Raw genomic sequence first — 21,191 nt, 5'->3', positions numbered from 1 at the left:
AATCCAAAATTACTTATTCCACATGACAACAGCGTGTCCTATTGGCACACACACTCTAAGCAAAAGCTCATCCACACAGTCAAGTTAAAAATTGTAAAATACGTAATACTTCATAAAAATCGTCTGTGACGAATTCTACTGTATTATGTGGTTTAAATGTGGCATTTGGATAAAAGGAATTACGATAGGCACGTGTATGATCTCGATAGATGATTTCTACCATAAAGCGTTTTGGTAATGGTACCTGAATATGTTGACGTGGCACCTTCATCGAGGAAGCTACCAGTCGCTTGGTTTCCATAATCGTTAGCTTCGGGCTGACACTAATAGTTGCATTCCCTATTCCTTCTTTGGTCGCAAAGGTCACAATGTTTTCATTAACGGCATGAATTTCTTCGGTCAAGCCAACATCACCACTGACAAATGAAACAGGAACACCATGTAATGCTGCTGCATACGTATTAATTAAAAATTCACTCGCATACTCACCATTTATTTTGACATCCGCATACGTGCAAAGCGTATGGGATAGCGGATTACGCTCGCTTCCCCCTTTACTGTGATAGCCAATAAAAATCGCACGATCAAAGCTTTGATCGAGACCTGCTACCATACACATCGGATCGTAGGTCCAGCCACGGATTACCTTACAGTTGATAGGTAAATTCGAAATATCGAGATTGCGTGCTGAATCGTGCGCATCCTTCAATAGTATTTCTGTTGCGCCACCCGCTATAGCTCCTTCAATGGCCGCTTCTACTTCTCGAGTCATTTGTTTTTGAAAAAATTGATAGTCAGGTGCATTTAACTCTGTCTCACTCCACGTAGTGGTACCCGTAATGCCTTCTATATCGGCGCTAATATAAACTTTCATTGATATCGAATCTCCTTTATTTCATGATCATGTATCGTTACCTGAATGGCTCCATAACAGGCTATTTTAGCTTGCACTCGTCTCGCCCACGCCATATTATGGAAATCGTAATGCCACCATTCCTCTCCATAATTACTAAAGCCTACTTGTGTCATACAGTTGTATAATAAACGTCGATGTTGACAAGCCTCTGGATTCTCGTTTAGGTTATGTTCAAAATAGCGTGTAGCTGATTTTTCATTCATTTCATCAAAGGCTGAACCGAGATCCAAAGCTTTCCCTTGTCTATCAGCAAGTGTTAGATCAATAGCTCCACCTGTTAAATGGGGTGCCAAATGAGCAGCATCTGCCCTTGGCATTGCGACATACTTTTTGGTCGCCTGCCGTAATTCTAGTTCTGTGGCGTGAGGCATAATGCGCGCCAATTGCAGTGAAAAATAGTTAAATAAATACTGTTGAACTTGGAATGGGCGATAGCCGTCATAGAGGAGCAGGCTATACTCCTTCGGTAATAGTGTCAAAGCATGCTGCAAGCGTTCAACTACACCAGCACGTACATAAATGGCTCGTAAACTATTAGGAATCTTTTGCTGATCGTAGATAGGTTCTATAAAAATTCTTTTATATGCAGCAGTAATCTGTATTAGAGGCTCTTGGCTTTCGCTAACAGATGGGCTCTCAGGAGAGTTTCCATTCGAAGCCGTTCCAATCGGTTGAAAGAGGTTTACAATACTAGAACACCCCCGTTTAATTATTAGATAATTCAGTTTTTTAAAATGAATAGTATCATATCTCTCTATTATTGACTAGATAAAAATACAATTATTACAAATTAATGGCTATTTTCTTATAATGATTCATAATCCAGCAAAAAATCGTCGAAAAATCTCCTTTATCCTCTAGTTAAGAATTTATTCATCTCATGACCCACACATGCTAAAAAAATGTGGAATCTTATGTACTTACGCAAAAAAAGGTTATCGAAACATTATCTATGTCTCAATAACCTTTTCGCTATGCCTTTTGAAATGAGTAGGCTTCTACTTGATGTCCGTTGCGACCAATTGTTGTTTGTGCCTGAGCTAGTGAATTGAGAATGGCTTCCTCAGTTGCCTCTGCCGCAGCTACAAATAACTGATTCATAACGGGATGATCCTCACGGAGCTGTATTCTTGTTTCTACAAGCTGTTCAGACATATGCGGGATGTTATGTGCAGTTGTAAAGCCTATCACAATGTCTCCACTGCCATGTGAGTAATGACTACCTGTCCGACCTAAACCTATCCCACAGCGTTTAATGACTCTCTTCAATTGACGACTGCTAAGTGGAGCATCTGTAGCAAGGACTATCATAATCGACCCATCTGTAGGAGCTAGAGTCGAGACACATTGGTTTGCAGGAGCAACATAACGTTCCGCTAAAAATTCCGAACTATGACCAAAATTACTAAGTACCATGCAGCCCACCGTATAGCTAATTTCATTTTTATCGACTTTGACAATACGAGAAGAGGAACCAATTCCCCCTTTATAGCCAAAGCACATCATCCCTTTTCCAGCACCAATGGCTCCTTCCTGTGCTGTATTCGGAGAGGCATTTTGAATGGCTTCTACCGCATGCTCAGCTGTTACTGAACATGCTCGGATGGAATTTAAATAACTATCATTGCATTCGCCCACAACTAGATTGATGGTGCCAGTCGTATGCCCAATGTCCTGATTCATGTCGAGCATATATCGCAATGTTCCCTGCGTAACTGCTGGTACCCCAAATGTATTCGTGAGCATTATCGGTGATTCGATCACACCTAGCTCATTCACCTGTACGAGTCCAGTTGTTTTGCCGAAGCCATTTAACACATAGCTAGCCGCTGTAACTTTATGCTGAAATAAATTCTCCCCATGCGGTAAAATAGCTGTGACTCCTGTACAGGCGTAACCACCTTCATGATCTAATGACTCATCCAATGTGACATGGCCTACTCGTACCCCTGCAACATCGGTAATACAATTTTTCTGCCCAACCGGTAATGTACCCACTTCAATGCCGAATTGTCTTACCTTTCCCTGCATATTACGTTTCCTCCTGAATCGCCATTGACACAGCTGCCTGTGCATGAATTGCCGTTGTATCAAATACTGGAACATCGATATCCTGCTGTTGTATAAGTAAGCCAATTTCGGTACAGCCAAGAATTACTCCTTGCGCTCCTGCCTGCACAAGGTCATTAATCACTTGGATATAATAGGACTTTGAATTTGGTACAATGCTCCCCAAACATAATTCCTCATAAATGATCCGGTTTACTTCCATACGTGAGTGGTAATCTGGCACAATAACCTCTATTCCATACCCCTCTACCCTCGACTTATAAAATTCCTGTTCCATTGTGTACATAGTTCCAAGGAGCGCTATTTTTTGTAGTCCAGCCTCTTTTATTTGGTTAGCTGTGGCATCTGCAATATGTAAAATAGGGATGGTGATGGCCTCCTCAATAACCGCTACGACCTTATGCATCGTATTTGTACAAATAACGATAAAATCTGCACCTGCCTGTTCAAGTGACTGTGCGGCTTGAGCTAGCACGAAGCCAGCTTTGTCCCATTGTCCCCTCGCTTGAAAATGCTCAATTTGCTGGAAATCAACACTATACAAAATACATGTTGCAGAATGAAGGCCCCCAAGCTTTTGTTTGATCTGTTCATTTAGAAGCTTATAATATTCGGCTGAGGATTCCCAGCTCATCCCACCAATCAATCCGATTGTTTTCATCTTCCAATCTCCCTCCTTTATTCTATTATTATACGCGTTTGCAAAATAAAAATAAGAGAATTTTCGGAATTTACCACTCTTATAGGAAAACTCAAAACTTTATTATAATTTATTATATTAGAAAGGTTGATTTTTCATAAAAAAACAGTGTAGACTAAAGCGTACTGTGAAAGGAGGAATAACTTATGGAATGGATTTCAAATATTGTTGATAGTGGAAATAATATTTTATGGACATATATCCTGATTATCTTATTATTAGCTGCTGGACTATATTTTTCATTTGGTACAAAATTTGTACAAATTCGTCTTTTTCCTGAAATGTTTCGTCTGATTGTCGAAAAAAGGGAGGGAGACTCAGGGGTTTCGCCATTCCAAGCCTTTACGATTAGTGCCGCTTCACGTGTAGGCACTGGGAACATTACAGGTGTTGCCTTAGCCATTGGTGTCGGTGGACCAGGTGCAGTATTTTGGATGTGGATTATTGCTATATTAGGAATGGCAACAGCCTTCATTGAAAGTACTTTAGCACAGGTCTATAAAGTAAAGGATGGCGATACGTTCCGAGGTGGACCTGCCTATTACATGGAAAAAGCGTTAGGTCAAAGAAAACTAGGTATCATTTTTAGTATTCTATTAACACTAAGTTTTGGATTTATATTTAATGCAGTGCAGTCTAACACAATTGCTACTTCGGTTGGGGAAGCATTTGATATAAGTCCAAAGCTCATTGGAGGCTTACTTGTAGCACTAACAGCATTAATTATTTTTGGTGGTGTACAAAGAATTGTCAAGGTAACGCAAGTCCTTGTACCGGTTATGGCCATCTTCTATTTACTTGTAGCCCTTTTTGTTGTGGTGACAAATTTATCAGAAATACCAAATGTTTTTAAATTAATTTTCACACATGCATTTGGTCTACAAGAAGCTGCTGGTGGAGCAATTGGAGTCGCTATTATGCAAGGGGTACGTCGTGGTTTATTTTCAAATGAAGCTGGGATGGGTAGTGTGCCAAATGCTGCGGCGACTGCTAATACCTCACATCCTGCTAAGCAAGGGCTTGTACAAAGCTTAGGTGTCTTTTTCGATACGATTATGATTTGTACAGCAACAGCCTTTATCATTATTTTAGCTGGTTTATATGATAAAGGTGAAAGTAATGGTATTATTTTGACGCAAAATTCCCTAGCTGTACATGTTGGGGATTGGGCTCCTTATTTTATTGCCATTTCCATTATCTTCTTTGCTTTCAGTTCGATTATCGGTAACTATTACTACGGTGAATCTAATATCGAATTTATAAATGCCCATAAGGGTTGGATGATTATGTATCGCATACTAGTACTAGTCATGGTTATGTTCGGCTCTGTAGCACAAGTTCAACTTGTATGGAATTTAGCAGATTTATTTATGGGGCTTATGGCTTTCATCAATATTGCTATCATCATGATTCTTGGTAAAATTGCCTTCCTTGTATTAGATGATTTTACAGGCCAACGCAAAGCAGGTAAAAATCCTGTCTTTTATGCCAAATCAATTCCGACATTAAAAAATACTGATTGTTGGGAAGAAGATCGATAAAATAGGAACGCCCCTCCATTGTAATGAATGGAGGGGCGTTTTTTTTAATATTTGAACTGACTAATTAGTTGTTTTAATTCATCTGCCATATGTGCAAGTGCTTGTGCCGAGGCATTGATTTCTTCCATTGATGCTAACTGTTCCTCTGTTGAGGCTGCAACATCTTCAGAAGCGGCAGCATTGCCTTTGGCTGAGAAGGCTAAATCCTCCGTCACCGCTGCTACCTCTTGCACACCAGCAGACATTTGCTCGGAGGCAGAAGAAACCTCTTCCATTTTTGGCGTAATTTCATTCATACTTGTCCTAATTACTTGGAATTTCGTAATGGCTTCATCAGAAATATGTAAACCACTTTGAACATCCTCCGTTACCTTAGCCATAATACTTACAGATTGCTCTGTTTCTTGTTGAATCCCACGTATTAGATCAAATATTTGTTTAGCCGATTCCTGTGATTGCTCGGCTAGCTTACGGACTTCGTCTGCGACAACCGCAAAGCCTTTTCCATGCTCCCCTGCTCTTGCTGCTTCAATAGCGGCATTTAAAGCCAGTAAATTAGTTTGATCCGCAATGCTTGTAATAACATCTAAAATGGATGTAATTTGCTGTGAACGCTCATGTAAGGTTTGAATTTTAGCATTGGAATCAGCAACAGATAAATGAATAGACTGCATTTGATCCTTTGTATTTTGGACAGCTTGTCCGCCCTCATCTGCTTGTAATGTCGCATGCTGTGAAAGGTCCGTCACAGCGGAAGAAATTTCAGCAATATGAAGAATGGCTGTTGAAAGCTCATGTAATGATTCTGCATTTTTATTGGCACTCATAGTCTGACCATCTGCACTTGACGCAACATCTTGAATAGAAATAGCGACTTTTTCGGTTGCTATACTTGTTTGATTCGCATTAGCTGTTAGCTCTTCAGCAGACGATGCCACTTCCTCTGCATTTTGTTCAATTTTTTGAATAAGCGTCCGCAAACTTTCCTGCATATCGTTAAAGGCTTGTCCTAATTGTCCAATTTCATCCTTCGAAGTTATTGTAACAGTCTCTGTCAGATCACCTTTACTGATCGTAACGGCACTATCTTTTAATGCTTTAATTGGTTTAATGACAGCCTTCATCACGAAGTAGAAGATTATAGAACTAATCACGACAGCTGCAAGCAGAACTATGATGGTATGAGTTAAAATCGATGAAGCCGATTCATCAATTTCCTTAGAAAAGATCGTACCTGTAATTTTCCAATTGGTTACCTCATTCGTCGTATAGAACAAAATACGATCATCGCCGTTAAAGACGTATTCATAGGTGCCAGAGGGACTTTCGTACATTTTATCTAGGAAACTTTCTTTTAGCTTGCCACCCGCTTCTAATGTAGGATGTGAAATGACCAGATTGTCTTCCCCAAAAATAGAGGGATACCCATTTTTCCCAATTCGAATGGAATCTGCAATTTTTTGAAGGTTTGTTAACTTAATATCAATAGCAACAACCCCTGACCGGTCCTTGATCTGTTTAGCAACCGTTACAACCATATCACCAGTTCCCGCATCTTTATAAGGGTTAGTAATTAACGTTTCACCTTTTAAAGCAGTCGCTTGTTTATACCAATCTCGATCTAATGGATTATAGTCCGCATCATTCAATTTTGGTACCTGAGAAAACGAACCATCATTTGTTCCAACATAAATACTTAAAACGTCTGGATTAAGCTGTCCATATTGCTTAAACTTCGATTCGATAGAAGCTTGTGATTGCTTAACTTGTTGTGCATCTATTTCACTACTAAACACTTGAATGTCATTCATCTTATCAGTAATAGTTTGATCGATAAGCTTATTTAAAATGCCCACACTTTCATTGGCACTAAATAAGATTTCTTCTTCTATCGAATCTTTAGCTGATAAATAAGATAAACTACCTACAGATATAACAGGGATTAGTAATACTAGTGCAAATAGCGTATAAAGCTTGCCCTTAAAACTGCTAAATATTTTCTTCATATATTATTCTCCTTTTGTTTCTTGAAGTGAAAAATATCACTTGTCAGCCTGATATTTGCTACAACCATTCCCACTCTGTATCTGTTTTACATCTCTCCCATAGCTTTTATCGGATGAAATATTATTTTTCAAACATATTTATGATTTTTCTATTATTCAGTCTTTACAGATAACTATAAATCCCTGTAATTGTCAGGAAGAACAAACTATTAGCCCATCACTTCCTAATCATGACTATATGAAAAATGGCAACTATTGATCCCGATTCTAAAGGAATTTGAACTTGCTGGAATGATTGGAAAGTAAAAATAAAGAGGTTGTCCAATGATCTATTTGACCATTAGACACCTCCTTTATCATGACCTTAATATTTAAATGTTTGTATGGATTCCTGTAGATCTATCGCCATTTTCGCTAAATGGGTGGAAGCTGCCGCTACTTCCTCCATCGCCGCATTTTGCTCTTCCGAAGAAGCGGCAACGCTTTGCACATGACGGCTTGATTTCATAGATACTTCACCTATGTAATTGATCTCTTGGACCAGCTTTTCAATATCTTGATGGATAGTACGAATGGCTGCGGTAACTAATTCCGTTTGTGCTTGTACATCCGTAATGGCATCATCAATTTGTATAAAATTATCTCTTGCCACATTGACCTTATCACGACCTACATGCACCGAATCATTGCTATTGACCATATCTTCTTCAATTATTCTTGTACTGTCAGTAATCTGTGCTACTACTTTTTCAATTTCCACTGCTGCAAGATTCGACTCATCTGCTAGTTTGCGTACTTCCTCAGCGACAACGGCAAACCCTTTCCCATGCTCACCGCTCCGGGCTGCTTCGATGGAGGCATTGATAGCAAGCAAATTGGTCTGTGTCGCAATACTTTTAATGACGTTCACAGCGGCTACAATGGCTGCTGAATTATCATCTAAATCTTGGACGCGCGTATTTAATTCACTCGTGTTGGCTGAAATTTCATCCATCTGTACCGTGGCAACATGGACAGAAGAACGACCTAAACTCGCCATATTTTTCGTTTCGACGGTTGCATCATTAACGTTTTGAATGCTAGTGGAAATATCATTCATTTTCTTCAAAATATGGGCCGATAAATTTCGTACATCGCCTGTTAACGTATCCTGCTCATCAATTCCTTGTGCAATGTCTTGAATTGATTCAGTGACGACTTCCGTTGCCTGTGTAACCTCCAAGCTACTAGCCGTTAGCTGCTCAGAGGTAGCGGCTACTTGCTCAGAGGAATCTCCTACTTGCTTCATCATTTGACGAAGTTTTTCTGACATGCTATTGAATGACTCGGCTAGATGTGCAAATTCGTCCTTTGTTTTGAATTGTAGATGAGCATGTAAATTCCCCTCTGAGAATGTATCCATTTCTCTGACTGTTAGCTGAATGTTTTTAGCAACTCTTCTACCAAATACAGTAGCAATAATGATGCTAATGAGGAGAGAAATTGCCGCCAATATCATTATTTCAATACCACTTCTTTCCCCTTTTTCCTTTGTCGCCTCAATATGTGCTAGCATGTCTTCCTGTTGTGCAGTAGCCATTGTCTTACCAAAGACTACAAGCTTCAAAGAGCCATCCCCTAAAATCGGCAAGGCTACTTGCTGAGCCTGTTCTATTTCGCCACGTTTATAAAGCGGAATAATCTGTCCATCTATCGCCTTTTCCCAATCATCAAGCTGTTGTAAAAATTGCTCAAAATCTTGATTGCGAGCGCCTATTTCTTGGAGGCGATTAATGGATGTATGTAAGGTATTGCGAATTTCATGATGATTGTTCAACATTTCTTCCTTACCATATAATATAAATCCTCGAATAGCTGCATTTGCACGCACTGTTTGGAACGAGATATCTTGATATAGATGGATTAATTCCGTATTGTCTTCGATTTCAGCTAGTGTCTTATTATTATTTGTTAAGAAATACATCGCAATGGCTGTAATCATTAATAAGAAGGCTAGCACTATACCAAAAGCCATTTGTAGTTTACGTTCCACAGTTAATCTCATATGATTCCCTCAATTCTACTGTAATCACCATAGAGTATATCCTATCTAAATCTATTATCCTATAGAATATGTACCTTTCCTCACAAAACATAGCTAAAATTTAACAATAATGCAAACTCCACCTGAAAACTATTGACAATAATATCCACTATTTTGCTAGTTAAAATAGGAAATAATCCATTGAAAGCCATGGAGATAAAACGAAAAGATCGGGACAAGCAGGACCATTTTCATGAAAAGCTCTCTTTTTTCAACATATTCTCGAATACCTGAAGTAAGCATCATGACACTTAATAATAATAAGCTATGCTGAGCCCCATATATTTGCATCGAAATGGTGATGATTAATGGCAGGATGATAGGAAAAAGAAAATCAGCTGAAAGTCGCTTCCCTTTCTGTTTAATTAATTTTGTCGAAGTTGTTTTCGATGTACCTCCTATTAATTTCTTTGCAAGCAGATAAGCTAAACTAAAAAATAAAACGGTATAAATAATAAATAAAAACAACGGCATTCGGCTTTCTTCATTCAACCAACGAAAATAATCTACCACTTCTGCTGTTGGCAGTTGATAATACTGCATCGTTTTTTGGTCCATGAGAAATAATTCTTCATCCTCCACCATTACCTTGACGGCCATTTCCTTTCCATTATCAAAACGTATATATAAATCACTTGTTGGGGTAGGTTGGGCGGGTCGACTGATAGGGACTTTTTTAGTTCGTAAAGCTTGTAGAAGGTGTTCTGTATCTTGTACCTCATAACGGTTAAGGTAGAACACATGCTTTAATGGATATAAATATTGCTCCTTGCCATCACTTCCAGACATATACCATGCCTGTTGGATAGTTTGAAATTGACTATAAGAAAGAGATACTAGTTCGTCTCTTTGCCTCTCATTGTCCAAAAACAGTAAGAGGGTGATAAGGCTAAGCGTCATGCCAAGTAGTAATGTAAGTAAATGTCCAATCCGTTTCATAGCTAAAACTCCTTTAACCTTTACATATATAGTAATTATTGTAATATACAGTTTACCCATCCAATAGGTTTCATCTATACTAAAGGAAGGAGGTGGAACGGCAAATGAGCAAGCCAGAATTATACGTTAATGTAGTAGTAGGACCTAATTGTGATTTCGAATCAATGGCCATCCGTGCTGCACTTGAATCCTTTGGTGCAAGGGTAACCCTTCATTTAATTGGTAGACCCAATGATTTGATTGATGTTTTATCAGGCGTTGATCTACATGGCAAGATGGATTATCTAATTTTGAACTTTCACGGAGATGAAGGACGGTTTTGTCTGCCTGAGCTAGGGGAGGATGTTTATGAAGTTAATGAACCAAAGAGTATATACTTTGGTCCATTGGATGTACAAACTTATAGCCGCCTCCAAGGTGTAAAGGTTATTGCAGCAGGCTGTACATTAGGGTGCGAACAGCTCGCAACAGCATTTTTGCAAAATGGCTGCCACTCCTATTTAGCACCAGATGACTATATCGATGGTAACGCCAATCTTATGTTTCTAATTCGCTTTTTCTATGAGATCATCTCTCATCATAAAAATCAGCAGGAAGCATTTGAACTAGCTCAAGCCATTGATTCGGAGACTGCGATGTACAAGCTTTATTTGTCATAAAAAAGATCGTAGCAACTACTAATTGCTACGATTTCTCTTATTTTTCATGGCTATTTTCAAGCATGGCCTTGTTAAACGCTTGCGACTGTCCTCTCGCTATACTTAACGTTTGCCACTCAGCTCCCTTTACTTGCTTCGCGATATAAATCATTTGACCAATATGCTGTGAATAATGAGCCATTTGCCTTTCTATCGCATCAATTACCGCTAGCTTTTCCCCTCTGATTGTAACATGCCCCTGCAAATCGGATTCTTTAATACTCGCCAAAGCATCTAAAAATACTTGCCAGCCCTCTTCCCAAACTGCGAGAATGGCTTCTTTTGTAGACAGACTATTAATAAACTCATCATCCCGATTTCGTGTAGTTTTCTCACCATCTGTCGTTAAAAAATCAGTCCAGCGCGAAAGCATATTACCACTAACATGTTTAACAATGACCGCGACACTATTGGATTCTTCATTATATGCCCAGTGCAACTCAGCCCCTTCTAGTTGGGCCAGTGCCCCATCCCCTAGCTCTTTCACATTGTTAAACCTTTTTTGGATGACCTGTAAATATGTTTGTGCAATCGTCATAAGCGAATCCCCATCCCCTCTTTTTTATTATTATAAATGGAAAATCTTACTGTTTACCAGCTAATAGTCGTCATATAATTAAAACCGTCTCAAAAATTCGAGACGGTTGCTAATTATAAATTTTCATCAACATATGTTTCAATATCAGAAGCTATTGTATCAATTGGTACATCTTCAATATTTTCAGCGAAGCCATTATACATTTTAACGATTGTTCCATCTTTATCGACTAGGAAAAATTGATTACCATGGATAACTTGATCACTATTAGGATCGTTTTTCACTAAAATTTTCGTATTTTTAACCGCAAACTGTTCAATATATTTTTGTGAATAACCTGTAAGAAGATTCCATTTAGAATCATCTGGCACATTATATTTACTAATATAGTTGGCTAATACTTCTGGCGTATCAACATCTGGATCTACGGAAAAGGCGACGATATTATAATCCTCTACTCCTTTTTTCTGTAGCTTTTCTTGGACTTGTGCCATATTCAAGGACATTGGTGGGCAAATCGATACACAATTCGTGAAAATATACATACCAATCCATGGCTTGCCTTTTAAACTTTCAAGTGAAACCGCCTCTCCACGTTGATTGACATGTTCAAAATCAGGTATTTCCAAACTATAATCTGCTTTAAATTTGGAATTCCCACAGGCACCTAGAACAGTCGCACAGGCTAAAAGCAATACTAGCCCAATTAGTTTATGTTTCATGTTAACACTCTCCCTAACCTACACTACCCTCATCCTAACTTAGGCTGTAAGCGTTGACAAGAACTTCTAGGTGACAGCTTTCGTACATATTTGTGAAATTAATTTCATTTTAAGGAAACAAGTGCCTCATGTATCGCATCTAGCTTTACCTCGACACGGTGTAATAAATAAAAGGACACTATTATCGGGAAACCGATATCTGAAATCATGCTTAACCACTGTTCCATCGTTATGCCCCCTTTCACTTAGGTAAAAATGGCCTTTGCATTTTTCTTAGCAAAGACCATTTTTGCATTATTCTGTTGCTACATCAAATTCTATTACTTTTCGTTCTACAATACGAGCGCCTTTAATAGCTGCTAAGGCGCCAGCTTGTCCTGAAAATACATTTTTAGTCACTATAGTTTGCATGACCTTTTGAATGTCTGTTGCGGTAATAGCAGGCTTCGGTGCATCAATCGTCAGCGTAGATGTTTTACCATCCGCTGTCACAAATTGTAACTCTAAAACTTGTGCCATCCTCTGATCCCCCCTTAAGATAATTCGCTGGTTTCTTGCTTTTCAATACTAACCACGGCTAGTGATGAAAGACTGGCCATCGCATGCGCGACAGCTACTAAATCGTCCTCATTATGTGTCTTAGCGAGATTTCGATACGATTTAGTAATGTATGTTGGCTCGTTTTGATCATTGTAGCCTTCCACATATTTAAGTCTTAGGGTAGCATGTAAAAAATTCACATTCGCCATCCATCCTCACCTCCCTTCAAACACTATATAAAGACGAATTGCTAAAAAAGGGACATTATAGGATGAATTTTCTTTCGGAAGCTTTTATAATAGAATCAGAGAAGGCAAAGAGGTGAACGATTTGTTACAAGGTTGGTTTTTATGGTTTATTTTATTTTGGGTAGTTGTCCTCATTTCATTGATGGCGATTGGCGGCTTTTTCATGTTCCGCAAGTTTTTAAAAGCACTCCCAAAGCAGGATGGAAAGTCTGATTTAGATTGGCAGGAATTTTATTTAGATAAAACAATCCATTTATGGGGACAAGCTGAAAAAGAGTTACTCTATGAGCTTGTAAGCCCTGTCCCAGAGCTCTTTAGACAAGTAGCAAAGGAGAAAATTGCAGGGAAAATTGGCGAGCTCGCTTTAGAGGAAAAAGCACCTGCTATTAATAATGACCTCATAATTCGCGGCTACATCCAAGCAACACCGAAACGCGATCACAAATTTTTACGCAAAAAATTAGAGCAAATGCAAATTGACATCGCCCCCTACGAACATTTATTTGAATAAAGAAAGCTACGCTGCACATACGCTTGTGCAGCGTTTTTTTTGGGGTTTAACGGGGTTGTTTACTTCGTTTTCTATGTTACTTTTTTAGCGGGGCATCCTTATTTGCGGTTTTATTCGGTATTTTTACGATTGTATCCGTCACTTTCGGCGCTCTATCCGTCACTTTTGCGATTCTATCCGTCACTTTTGCGATTCTATCCGTCACTTTCGCGGTTTTGTCCGTCACTTCGCTGGTTCTATCCGTCACTTTCGCGGTTCTATCCGGCACTTCTCTTGTTTTATCCGCCACTTTTGCCTATGCAGCCACCTTTGGAGCTCTATCCATCACTTTTCTTCGTTTTATCCACCACTTCTGCCGAAACAGCCTCCTTTCTCGTGCACCAACCACAAATCCACCCCACCTCCCAACTCTAGAGCATAAAAAAACTACACTAGTTTGAGTACTAGTGTAGTTGGGGAATCGTTTTTTTGATTTTTTTAAACTGGATTAGCATGGCGATTCGCCAAGGTACTAACATGGCGAAGGCTAGGATCCAGAACATGCCAGCTAATTCGCCGACATCGATGGAGTTGCTTAAAATCATTTTGGCCACTACTCGGAATATTAATAAACCAAATAATATAAAAACGAATGCTTTTGAACGTTTTAAATAAATATCTCGACCCTTCACTTCGAATTTGGAAGTGGCAATTAAAATGGTCGAGAACACCATTCCTACAGCGGCTGCTTCTAATATTTGCATGGGTGGCACTCGGAATTGTTCAAATAAAAACATGAGTGCACCAGAAGACATCGCGATTGGCGGAATAATAATTTTCTTCTCATTTGTTGGCATTTTGGAAGCTCTCATACGTATGACCATGACAAAGCTACCCATAAGAATGGCCATAATGGTTGACCCAATAACATAATAGTGAGAAGGGATATTGCTTAACATAAAAGATCCTCCTCTAATGTCAAATTAGCAATTTTGTCCAAGTAATTGGTCAGCGACGGCTCTTAATCTTTCTGGCTCAAAGGGCTTGGTAATAAAATCTTTTGCCCCACTTTCAATCGCTTCTACAATTAACTTTTGTTGGCCTAATGCTGTTACCATAATTATTTTTGCATTTGGAAACTCTGGGATAATTTTTTTTACTGCCGCAATACCAGTCATAACGGGCATCGTTACATCCATTGTTACTAAATCTGGTTGTAACTCTCGATACATAGCCACAGCTTCTTTACCATTTGCTGCCTTACCTACTACCTCGTAACCCCATTCTGAAAACATATTACTGATTGCAACACGCATAAATAGCGTATCATCCACTACTAAAACTGTAGGCACATGTTCATCTCCCTCCACGTTAAAGTACGGTATGCCTCTTTAGTGTATCAAATTAAAAGCCTGTAAATCCACCGAAAATTGGCTGTAATATACGAGTAATATACGTTAATCCATCAAAGAATAACAAAATACCCACGGCAATCATTATATAACCACCGATTTTCACGATTTTTTGGCTGTGTGTGCGAATCCATGTCATACGTGAAATAAAGAATGATAACACAAAGAACGGAATCGCGAACCCTAAATAATAGGCGAACATATAGCTAAAGCCCGCTCCTGGGTTTGTACTAGCCAACATTATAATAGAAGCTAAAATTGGTCCTGTACATGGTGTCCATCCTGCCGCAAAGGCAATACCAATTAAAACGGATCCCAAATAGCCAGATGGTCGATTTTTAAATTGAAACTTTCGATCCTTCATGAGGAAATCAATTTGTAGTAATCCTACAATCATTAAACCAAATACTACGATTAAAATGGCACCAACCTGACGTAGTAAAGTTTGATAGTTCAGGAAAAACTCTGCCGCATATGAGGCACTTAGTCCAATTATGATAAAAATAATTGAAAATCCTAGTAAAAAGAATAGTGTGTGGAAAATGGCACGCTTTTGTAGCATCCCTTTTTCTGATTTTAGCTCATCTAATGTCATACCAGTTATGTACGATAAAAATGCTGGATACAATGGGAGGGTACATGGTGAAATAAAACTTAAAAACCCTGCACCAAAAGCTAAAAATACGTTAATATCTGATCCCATATTTTCGATCGCTCCTTACAGTTACTGCATCCATCGTACCAAAAAACATGATAAATTGCGCCCTTCCTGATTGTGAACGTTTCATGGCAAAATGATGAGATTTCTGAAAAGTCCTTCCCATACATGTAGAACACCTAATAAGCTACTTCTGCATTATGCGCCCCTGTTGATTTTCTGTCAACAAAATTCGCCATTATTCTACAACATCAAATAGGTTGGCAAATCTCATTTAAATCAGCTCTACACCCATTTTTTATAGACCATATATGGTTAATTAGTGAGTGATTCACTAATCTTCATGTATACTATTCATAACAAACGTGCATTTGATTGAAAAAAGAGGTGTAGCTCCTTGGAATTAAGAAAAATTAAACCTAAAAAAATCTATGAAGAAGTGTCCGAAATTTTGCATGAGAAAATAAGAGCGGGTGTTTTAAAGCCTGGTGATCGACTAGACTCGGTGGAACAGCTTGCTGAACAATTACAAGTTAGCCGATCTGCTGTGCGAGAGGCGCTGTCTGCTTTAAAGGCAATGGGATTGATTGAAATCAAACAAGGCTCTGGGACTTTTGTCAAAAGTGTGCCTCCAAATAGACTGGATTTTCCATTATCTACAGCCATGTTATCGAATAAACTTGATATTGCCCGTTTATTAGAGGTCCGCAAGATCATTGAAGTAGGAGCAGCCGCAAGTGCAGCCATCAACCGTACGGAACAGGATATTCAAGCAATGGTTCAAATTTTAGAGGACATGGAGCAAGCCCATGGAGATGGTGAACTTGGTGAAAAGGTGGATTATCAATTTCATGTGGCGATTGCGACTGCCTCCCAAAATCCCCTACTTGCTACCATTCTAGATCAAATTTCTGGCCTGATGATTGATACGATGAAAGAAACACGCCGCATTTGGTTGTACTCTAAAAAAACAACAAGCGAGCAACTATATGAGGAACATATGAATATCTTCCTTGCTATTCAGCAGCAAAATGAAGAATCGGCTAAGCAGGCGATGACCTTTCATTTAAGCAATGTTGAAAAGGTTCTATTGCAGTATTTTGAAACAACCGACTCTCATCCACTTTAAAACAGCCTAGCTCTCGACTAGGTCGTTTTATTTTTTCTGAAAATTCTATCAAAATATCTTCTTTCTTAGAAAAATTTGTAGTATGATACATATAGCTATAAGTCATCTGATGACCTGTTGTTTATAAAAAGGAGCGATGCATATGAAAGTAACTCTCTTTGCTACTTGCCTAGTGGATTTGTTTCAGGGAGATGTAGGGAAAGCCGTAGTGGAAGTATTAGAAAGACTTGGCTGTGAAATTGATTTTCCTGAGGAACAAATATGCTGTGGACAGCCCGCTTATAACAGTGGCTATGTGAAAGAATCAAAAAATGCGATGAAAAGAATGATCGGTGCCTTCGAGCATGCCGAATACGTCGTCTCCCCCTCTGGTTCTTGTGCTTATATGTTTAAGGAATATCCAGAGGTTTTTAAGGGGGATCCTCTATGGGAATCAAAAGCAAAGGCATTGGCAGCCAAAACATATGAGTTTACTGAATTTATTGTCAACGTATTAAAGATAGAGGATGTTGGAGCACATTTAGAGGGCAAAGCTACTTACCATACTTCCTGCCATATGACTCGCCTCCTCGGTGTGACTGAGGCTCCATTGAAGTTATTACAAAACGTCGATGGTTTACAGTATGTGGAGCTTCACGGAAAAGATAGCTGCTGCGGGTTTGGTGGCACATTCTCTGTCAAAATGGGCAATATTTCTAGCGAAATGGTTCATGAAAAGGTCCACCATGTAGAGGAGACAGGGGCGGACTATTTAATTGGAGCAGATGCTGGCTGTTTAATCAATATTGGTGGTCGTATTCATCGCCAAGGTAAACCGATTAAAGTGATGCATATTGCAGAGGTTTTAAATTGTCGATAAGAGGAGGAAACATTAATGGCCATGAAAACTAGTAATGATCGCTTTTCGGACCGTGTCACAAAAGAGCTTGACAATCCATTTATGCGTAGTGCTGTTTCTAATGCTCAGGACCGCTTTCAAACTCGTCGTCTACAGCAAACGCTAGAACTTGGAGATTGGGAAGAATGGCGTTCACATGGAGAGGAAATACGTAAACATGTTTTAGAAAACCTAGATTATTATCTATACCAATTAAGTGAAAATATTGCCAAAAGAGGTGGCCATGTTTTCTTTGCTCAAACTGCTCAAGAAGCGACAGCCTATATTCAAGGTATTGCGAAAAAGAAAAATGCCGCTAAAATTGTTAAGTCAAAATCGATGGTAACCGAGGAAATTAACCTTAATGCTGCTTTAGAGGAACTAGGCTGTGAAGTGATAGAAACGGACTTAGGTGAATACATTTTGCAGGTTGCAGATCACGAGCCTCCATCCCATATTGTGGCTCCTGCTCTGCATAAAAACAAAGAGCAAATTCGAGATGTGTTTAAAGAAAAACAAGGTTACGCTCAATCGGAAAAGCCGGAGGAGCTTGCTCTTTATGTGCGTGATAAACTACGCGATGAATATTTAACTGCTGATATCGGTATAACAGGCTGTAATTTTGCCATTGCTGAAAGTGGATCGATTACTCTAGTCACCAATGAAGGTAATGCTGATTTAGTTACGGCTCTACCAAAAACTCAAGTCACTGTTATGGGAATGGAAAGAATTGTTCCTACCTTTGAAGAAATGGAAGTTCTTGTTAGCTTATTAACACGTAGTGCTGTAGGTCAAAAGCTAACAAGCTATATTACTACGCTTACAGGAATTAAAGAAGAGGGTGATTCAGATGGACCTGAGGAATTCCATTTAGTCATAGTGGATAATGGTCGCTCTGCCATACTTGGTGGCGAATTTCAGCCTATCTTACAATGCATTCGCTGTGCCGCCTGTGTCAACGCTTGCCCTGTTTATCGTCATGTCGGTGGGCATACGTATGGCTCTATCTATTCGGGCCCTGTTGGTGTGGTGCTCTCTCCGTTATTAGGAGGCTATGATGATTTTAAAGAGCTCCCCTATGCTTCAACGCTATGTGGTGCCTGTACGGATGCTTGCCCTGTAAAAATTCCTTTACATCAGCTTATTCATAGACATCGTCAGGTCATTGTTGAAAATGAAGGCAAAGCACCCGTTTCCGAAAAGCTATTAATGAAGGCATTTGGCTTAGGGGCTTCTTCCCCTACTTTGTATAAAATGGCTACAAAAATGGCCGCTCCTGCAATGTCTCCATTTACGAAAGACCATACGATTACTAAAGGGCCAGGTCCTTTAAAAGCATGGACTGAAGCACGGGATTTCCCTGCACCGAATAAAAACAGTTTCCGAGATTGGATGAAGCACCGAACAAAAGGAGATGAGGAATCATGACTGGTACCATTCAGCATCGAGAGAATTTTTTAGCAAACATTGCACAGCAGTTAGGGCGTTCACCTATTACAACGCTCCCCCGCCCCACTTGGCAGCATCAACCTCAAAACCGTACATTAAAAGATGCCACAAGAGACGAATTACTAGAGATTTTCACGAAACAATGCGCCAATATTCATACGAATATCGTGATTTCTAATTGTGCGAAGCTTTCTCAAGATCTACAATCTGTGGTGGACCATTATGGCGGACAATCCGTCATTACTTCTAAGGATGAACGATTTCAAGATTACGGACTATCTAAATTAATGACAGAAAAATGGCCACAGTCTAATATTCAATATTATGAATGGAATTCACAGCAACCAGAGGAAAATATTCAACAGGCTGAAAAAGCAAATATCGGTTTGACCATTAGCGAAATGACGCTAGCTGAGTCAGGGACGGCTATCCTTTTTAGCAGTAAAGATCAAGGAAGAAGTATTAGCTTCTTACCTAAACAATCAATTATTTTGATCCCGAAAAGTACAATGGTTCCACGTATGACACAAGCAGCACAGTGGATTCGTGAAAAAATCAAAAATGGAGAAAAAATTCCTTCTTGTATTAACTTTATTACAGGTCCTAGTAACTCGGCAGATATCGAAATGATCCTAATTGTTGGTGTACATGGCCCCGTTCAAGCCACCTATATCGTCATCGAGGATCGCTAAGCTCATAAAAACAGGAAAGCTGTTGAGATCTGCTACTTCTGGCGGTTGCAGTACTCTTATAAAAAGAAAACAGCAAAAGCTATCGTGACGTCACGATAGCTTTTGTCTACAGTCATAAGCATGCAATTATGTTGTTGAATGAGGCACACTTTTTGTGATGACTTCTTTTTCATAATACTCCGGATGTGCTTCTTTTAAGATAGAAGTACGTAGCATCACAAGTGAAATGATAATGATAATGACGCTTGTAACAGGCAATATGATCATGGCTGGTATAGCATCGTATAATACTCCATACACAACCATACCAATAGGCATCATGGACATTGCCATTGTTTCCATCAGTCCGAAAACGCGGCCACGGAATTCTTCCGAGATGTTTTTTTGCATATAGACCCCTATTGGCATATTAATACCCATTTCGAAAATGGCGAAAATAAAGTAAATGATTAGATAAAAACTAACAATTGCGATATAGGAAAAATTCGTGACTAATGGAATGACGGCTAAGGCAAGACTACCTGCCAACAGCAATAAGCTTATTTTTGAGAAACGTAATGGCGCTTTGACTTCTGGTCTTGTCGCAAAATAAAGGGAAGCGATAAGCATACCCGCTGCACCTGATGCCTGAATAAAACCAAAATGCGTTGATTCTACTTTTAGCAATTCAATGATAATAAATGTTCCGCCAACAGCGATAGCGGAAAAGAATAGATTAATCCATAATGCCACCCACATGATTGTTTTTATGACCTTACGCTGTTTTATATAATAGAAGCCGCCTTTAAGCCCTTCCCATACTTTTTCCTTCTTTACATCTTCTCCTCTTGTACTATAGAGTTTAAAATCCATTGTTGCCTCTAAGCAAAACGCTATGATATACGCTCCGATATTTACCATTAAAAATACGTCAATATTGAAAAATCCATACATCATACCACCAATGACGGGTCCCCCAATGGCAGCCACGGACATCGATAATTGATTAAATGACATCGCGCGCTGTAAACGTTCTGGATTAACAAGTGTAGCAATTGCAGATGAAAACGTAACCCCTGAAAATGCGGAACATATCGTATTAAAAACAGTAGCTATGTAAATAGCATAAACAGACATCCCTACCGTTTCTGTATAAATCAGTAATCCCCCTACGGTCAAAATGGTCCCTGCCTGCGCTAATAAAATTGTTCGTTTTTTTGAAAAATTATCCGCTACATAACCAGCCAATGGTGCTACGAGAGCACGAGGTAACACAGAACAAATCATATTGGTCGCAAAGCTCATGGCAGACCCTGTCATGGCTAATATATACAAGCTAAAACCAAACGCCATGACATTTGCCCCTAGCATGGCAATCATTTTACTCGCTGTAAATGTCCATAAATGATAGGTCGCTTTTTTTAATTTTTCCGCTTCATTCATCTTAAAACCCCTCCATTTTTTAACTAAATTAAAAAGTTTAATTTTATTAAACAAAATATAC

General features: G+C 39.1%; 24 protein-coding genes. 7 read left to right on the top strand and 17 right to left on the bottom strand.

What is annotated here, in order from left to right; translation table 11 throughout:
- Nucleotides 1-79 precede the first annotated feature (79 nt).
- The 4 genes from AC1Q6O_RS07135 to AC1Q6O_RS07120 all read right to left on the bottom strand — a co-directional run bounded on the left by AC1Q6O_RS07135 (nucleotide 80) and on the right by AC1Q6O_RS07120 (nucleotide 3,647).
- Entirely contained in the window at nucleotides 80-874 is a 795-nt protein-coding gene (locus AC1Q6O_RS07135) for a M55 family metallopeptidase (protein WP_089984958.1), read from the bottom strand.
- Nucleotides 871-1,437: a M15 family metallopeptidase gene (locus AC1Q6O_RS07130; protein WP_338061743.1), complete on the bottom strand. Its 567-nt coding sequence runs from the start codon at nucleotides 1,435-1,437 to the stop codon at nucleotides 871-873. The genes AC1Q6O_RS07135 and AC1Q6O_RS07130 overlap by 4 nt, the downstream gene beginning before the upstream one ends.
- Nucleotides 1,438-1,888: 451 nt before the next feature.
- Nucleotides 1,889-2,947 carry a DmpA family aminopeptidase gene (locus AC1Q6O_RS07125; protein ID WP_089984962.1) on the bottom strand — a complete coding sequence of 353 codons (1,059 nt, stop codon included), beginning with the start codon at nucleotides 2,945-2,947 and terminating at the stop codon, nucleotides 1,889-1,891.
- 1 nt (nucleotide 2,948) lies between these two features.
- A complete protein-coding gene (locus AC1Q6O_RS07120) occupies nucleotides 2,949-3,647 on the bottom strand; it encodes an aspartate/glutamate racemase family protein (protein ID WP_008175646.1) in 699 nt (232 codons plus the stop codon).
- A 185-nt stretch (nucleotides 3,648-3,832) separates the two neighbouring features.
- Here AC1Q6O_RS07120 and AC1Q6O_RS07115 point away from each other — a divergent pair, with 185 nt between their 5' ends.
- Nucleotides 3,833-5,227, top strand: coding sequence for an alanine/glycine:cation symporter family protein (locus AC1Q6O_RS07115; protein WP_008175645.1), 1,395 nt, complete (start codon nucleotides 3,833-3,835; stop codon nucleotides 5,225-5,227).
- 44 nt (nucleotides 5,228-5,271) lie between these two features.
- Here the strand turns inward: AC1Q6O_RS07115 and AC1Q6O_RS07110 are convergent, their stop codons facing one another.
- The 3 genes from AC1Q6O_RS07110 to AC1Q6O_RS07100 all read right to left on the bottom strand — a co-directional run bounded on the left by AC1Q6O_RS07110 (nucleotide 5,272) and on the right by AC1Q6O_RS07100 (nucleotide 10,255).
- On the bottom strand, nucleotides 5,272-7,233 hold the full coding sequence (locus AC1Q6O_RS07110) for a methyl-accepting chemotaxis protein (RefSeq protein WP_008175644.1): 1,962 nt from the start codon (nucleotides 7,231-7,233) through the stop codon (nucleotides 5,272-5,274).
- Nucleotides 7,234-7,597: 364 nt separating this feature from the next.
- On the bottom strand, nucleotides 7,598-9,277 hold the full coding sequence (locus AC1Q6O_RS07105) for a methyl-accepting chemotaxis protein (protein ID WP_089984964.1): 1,680 nt from the start codon (nucleotides 9,275-9,277) through the stop codon (nucleotides 7,598-7,600).
- A gap of 156 nt (nucleotides 9,278-9,433) precedes the next feature.
- Nucleotides 9,434-10,255 (bottom strand): hypothetical protein, encoded by an 822-nt coding sequence (locus AC1Q6O_RS07100; RefSeq protein WP_089984966.1) that lies wholly within the window; start codon nucleotides 10,253-10,255, stop codon nucleotides 9,434-9,436.
- A 104-nt stretch (nucleotides 10,256-10,359) separates the two neighbouring features.
- On the opposite strand from AC1Q6O_RS07100, the gene AC1Q6O_RS07095 reads away from it, so the two are divergent.
- On the top strand, nucleotides 10,360-10,914 hold the full coding sequence (locus AC1Q6O_RS07095; protein ID WP_492401013.1) for a delta-aminolevulinic acid dehydratase: 555 nt from the start codon (nucleotides 10,360-10,362) through the stop codon (nucleotides 10,912-10,914).
- Nucleotides 10,915-10,951: 37 nt separating this feature from the next.
- Here the strand turns inward: AC1Q6O_RS07095 and AC1Q6O_RS07090 are convergent, their stop codons facing one another.
- The 5 genes from AC1Q6O_RS07090 to AC1Q6O_RS07070 form a co-directional block, all read right to left on the bottom strand.
- Entirely contained in the window at nucleotides 10,952-11,491 is a 540-nt protein-coding gene (locus AC1Q6O_RS07090) for a DUF1572 family protein (protein ID WP_089984968.1), read from the bottom strand.
- A 113-nt stretch (nucleotides 11,492-11,604) separates the two neighbouring features.
- Nucleotides 11,605-12,213 (bottom strand): SCO family protein, encoded by a 609-nt coding sequence (locus AC1Q6O_RS07085; protein ID WP_089984970.1) that lies wholly within the window; start codon nucleotides 12,211-12,213, stop codon nucleotides 11,605-11,607.
- Between the two features lie 104 nt (nucleotides 12,214-12,317).
- On the bottom strand, nucleotides 12,318-12,440 hold the full coding sequence (locus AC1Q6O_RS07080) for a YvrJ family protein (protein WP_083796479.1): 123 nt from the start codon (nucleotides 12,438-12,440) through the stop codon (nucleotides 12,318-12,320).
- A 67-nt stretch (nucleotides 12,441-12,507) separates the two neighbouring features.
- Nucleotides 12,508-12,732, bottom strand: a complete 225-nt coding sequence (locus AC1Q6O_RS07075; protein WP_008175631.1) for a DUF2922 domain-containing protein — start codon at nucleotides 12,730-12,732, stop codon at nucleotides 12,508-12,510.
- A gap of 14 nt (nucleotides 12,733-12,746) precedes the next feature.
- On the bottom strand, nucleotides 12,747-12,962 hold the full coding sequence (locus AC1Q6O_RS07070; protein WP_008175630.1) for a DUF1659 domain-containing protein: 216 nt from the start codon (nucleotides 12,960-12,962) through the stop codon (nucleotides 12,747-12,749).
- 121 nt (nucleotides 12,963-13,083) lie between these two features.
- On the opposite strand from AC1Q6O_RS07070, the gene AC1Q6O_RS07065 reads away from it, so the two are divergent.
- On the top strand, nucleotides 13,084-13,512 hold the full coding sequence (locus tag AC1Q6O_RS07065) for a DUF2621 domain-containing protein (RefSeq protein WP_008175629.1): 429 nt from the start codon (nucleotides 13,084-13,086) through the stop codon (nucleotides 13,510-13,512).
- Between the two features lie 76 nt (nucleotides 13,513-13,588).
- On the opposite strand, the gene AC1Q6O_RS07060 is transcribed toward AC1Q6O_RS07065, so the two are convergent.
- The 4 genes from AC1Q6O_RS07060 to AC1Q6O_RS07045 form a co-directional block, all read right to left on the bottom strand.
- A complete protein-coding gene (locus AC1Q6O_RS07060) occupies nucleotides 13,589-13,759 on the bottom strand; it encodes a hypothetical protein (RefSeq protein ID WP_427071645.1) in 171 nt (56 codons plus the stop codon).
- Nucleotides 13,760-13,955: 196 nt separating this feature from the next.
- Entirely contained in the window at nucleotides 13,956-14,450 is a 495-nt protein-coding gene (locus AC1Q6O_RS07055) for a CcdC family protein (protein ID WP_008175627.1), read from the bottom strand.
- A 24-nt stretch (nucleotides 14,451-14,474) separates the two neighbouring features.
- Nucleotides 14,475-14,843: a response regulator gene (locus AC1Q6O_RS07050; protein WP_025114988.1), complete on the bottom strand. Its 369-nt coding sequence runs from the start codon at nucleotides 14,841-14,843 to the stop codon at nucleotides 14,475-14,477.
- A gap of 52 nt (nucleotides 14,844-14,895) precedes the next feature.
- Nucleotides 14,896-15,606 (bottom strand): cytochrome c biogenesis CcdA family protein, encoded by a 711-nt coding sequence (locus AC1Q6O_RS07045; protein WP_008175625.1) that lies wholly within the window; start codon nucleotides 15,604-15,606, stop codon nucleotides 14,896-14,898.
- 352 nt (nucleotides 15,607-15,958) lie between these two features.
- On the opposite strand from AC1Q6O_RS07045, the gene AC1Q6O_RS07040 reads away from it, so the two are divergent.
- The 4 genes from AC1Q6O_RS07040 (at nucleotide 15,959) to AC1Q6O_RS07025 (ending at nucleotide 19,708) form a co-directional block, all read left to right on the top strand.
- Entirely contained in the window at nucleotides 15,959-16,690 is a 732-nt protein-coding gene (locus AC1Q6O_RS07040) for a FadR/GntR family transcriptional regulator (RefSeq protein ID WP_089984975.1), read from the top strand.
- Nucleotides 16,691-16,832: 142 nt separating this feature from the next.
- Nucleotides 16,833-17,549 carry a (Fe-S)-binding protein gene (locus AC1Q6O_RS07035; RefSeq protein ID WP_089984977.1) on the top strand — a complete coding sequence of 239 codons (717 nt, stop codon included), beginning with the start codon at nucleotides 16,833-16,835 and terminating at the stop codon, nucleotides 17,547-17,549.
- Nucleotides 17,550-17,564: 15 nt separating this feature from the next.
- Entirely contained in the window at nucleotides 17,565-18,995 is a 1,431-nt protein-coding gene (locus AC1Q6O_RS07030; protein WP_089984979.1) for a LutB/LldF family L-lactate oxidation iron-sulfur protein, read from the top strand.
- Complete coding sequence (locus AC1Q6O_RS07025; protein ID WP_089984982.1) at nucleotides 18,992-19,708, top strand: LutC/YkgG family protein; 717 nt, start codon at nucleotides 18,992-18,994, stop codon at nucleotides 19,706-19,708. Before AC1Q6O_RS07030 ends, AC1Q6O_RS07025 begins: the two co-directional genes overlap by 4 nt.
- Nucleotides 19,709-19,834: 126 nt before the next feature.
- On the opposite strand, the gene AC1Q6O_RS07020 is transcribed toward AC1Q6O_RS07025, so the two are convergent.
- Nucleotides 19,835-21,130 (bottom strand): MFS transporter, encoded by a 1,296-nt coding sequence (locus AC1Q6O_RS07020; RefSeq protein ID WP_008175620.1) that lies wholly within the window; start codon nucleotides 21,128-21,130, stop codon nucleotides 19,835-19,837.
- Nucleotides 21,131-21,191: the final 61 nt, after the last annotated feature.

This window comes from Lysinibacillus sp. GW823-FHT06C08, assembly GCF_058795135.1.
Note: the sequence above shows the minus strand (reverse complement) of the source record. Positions and strands in the feature narration are given on the sequence as shown.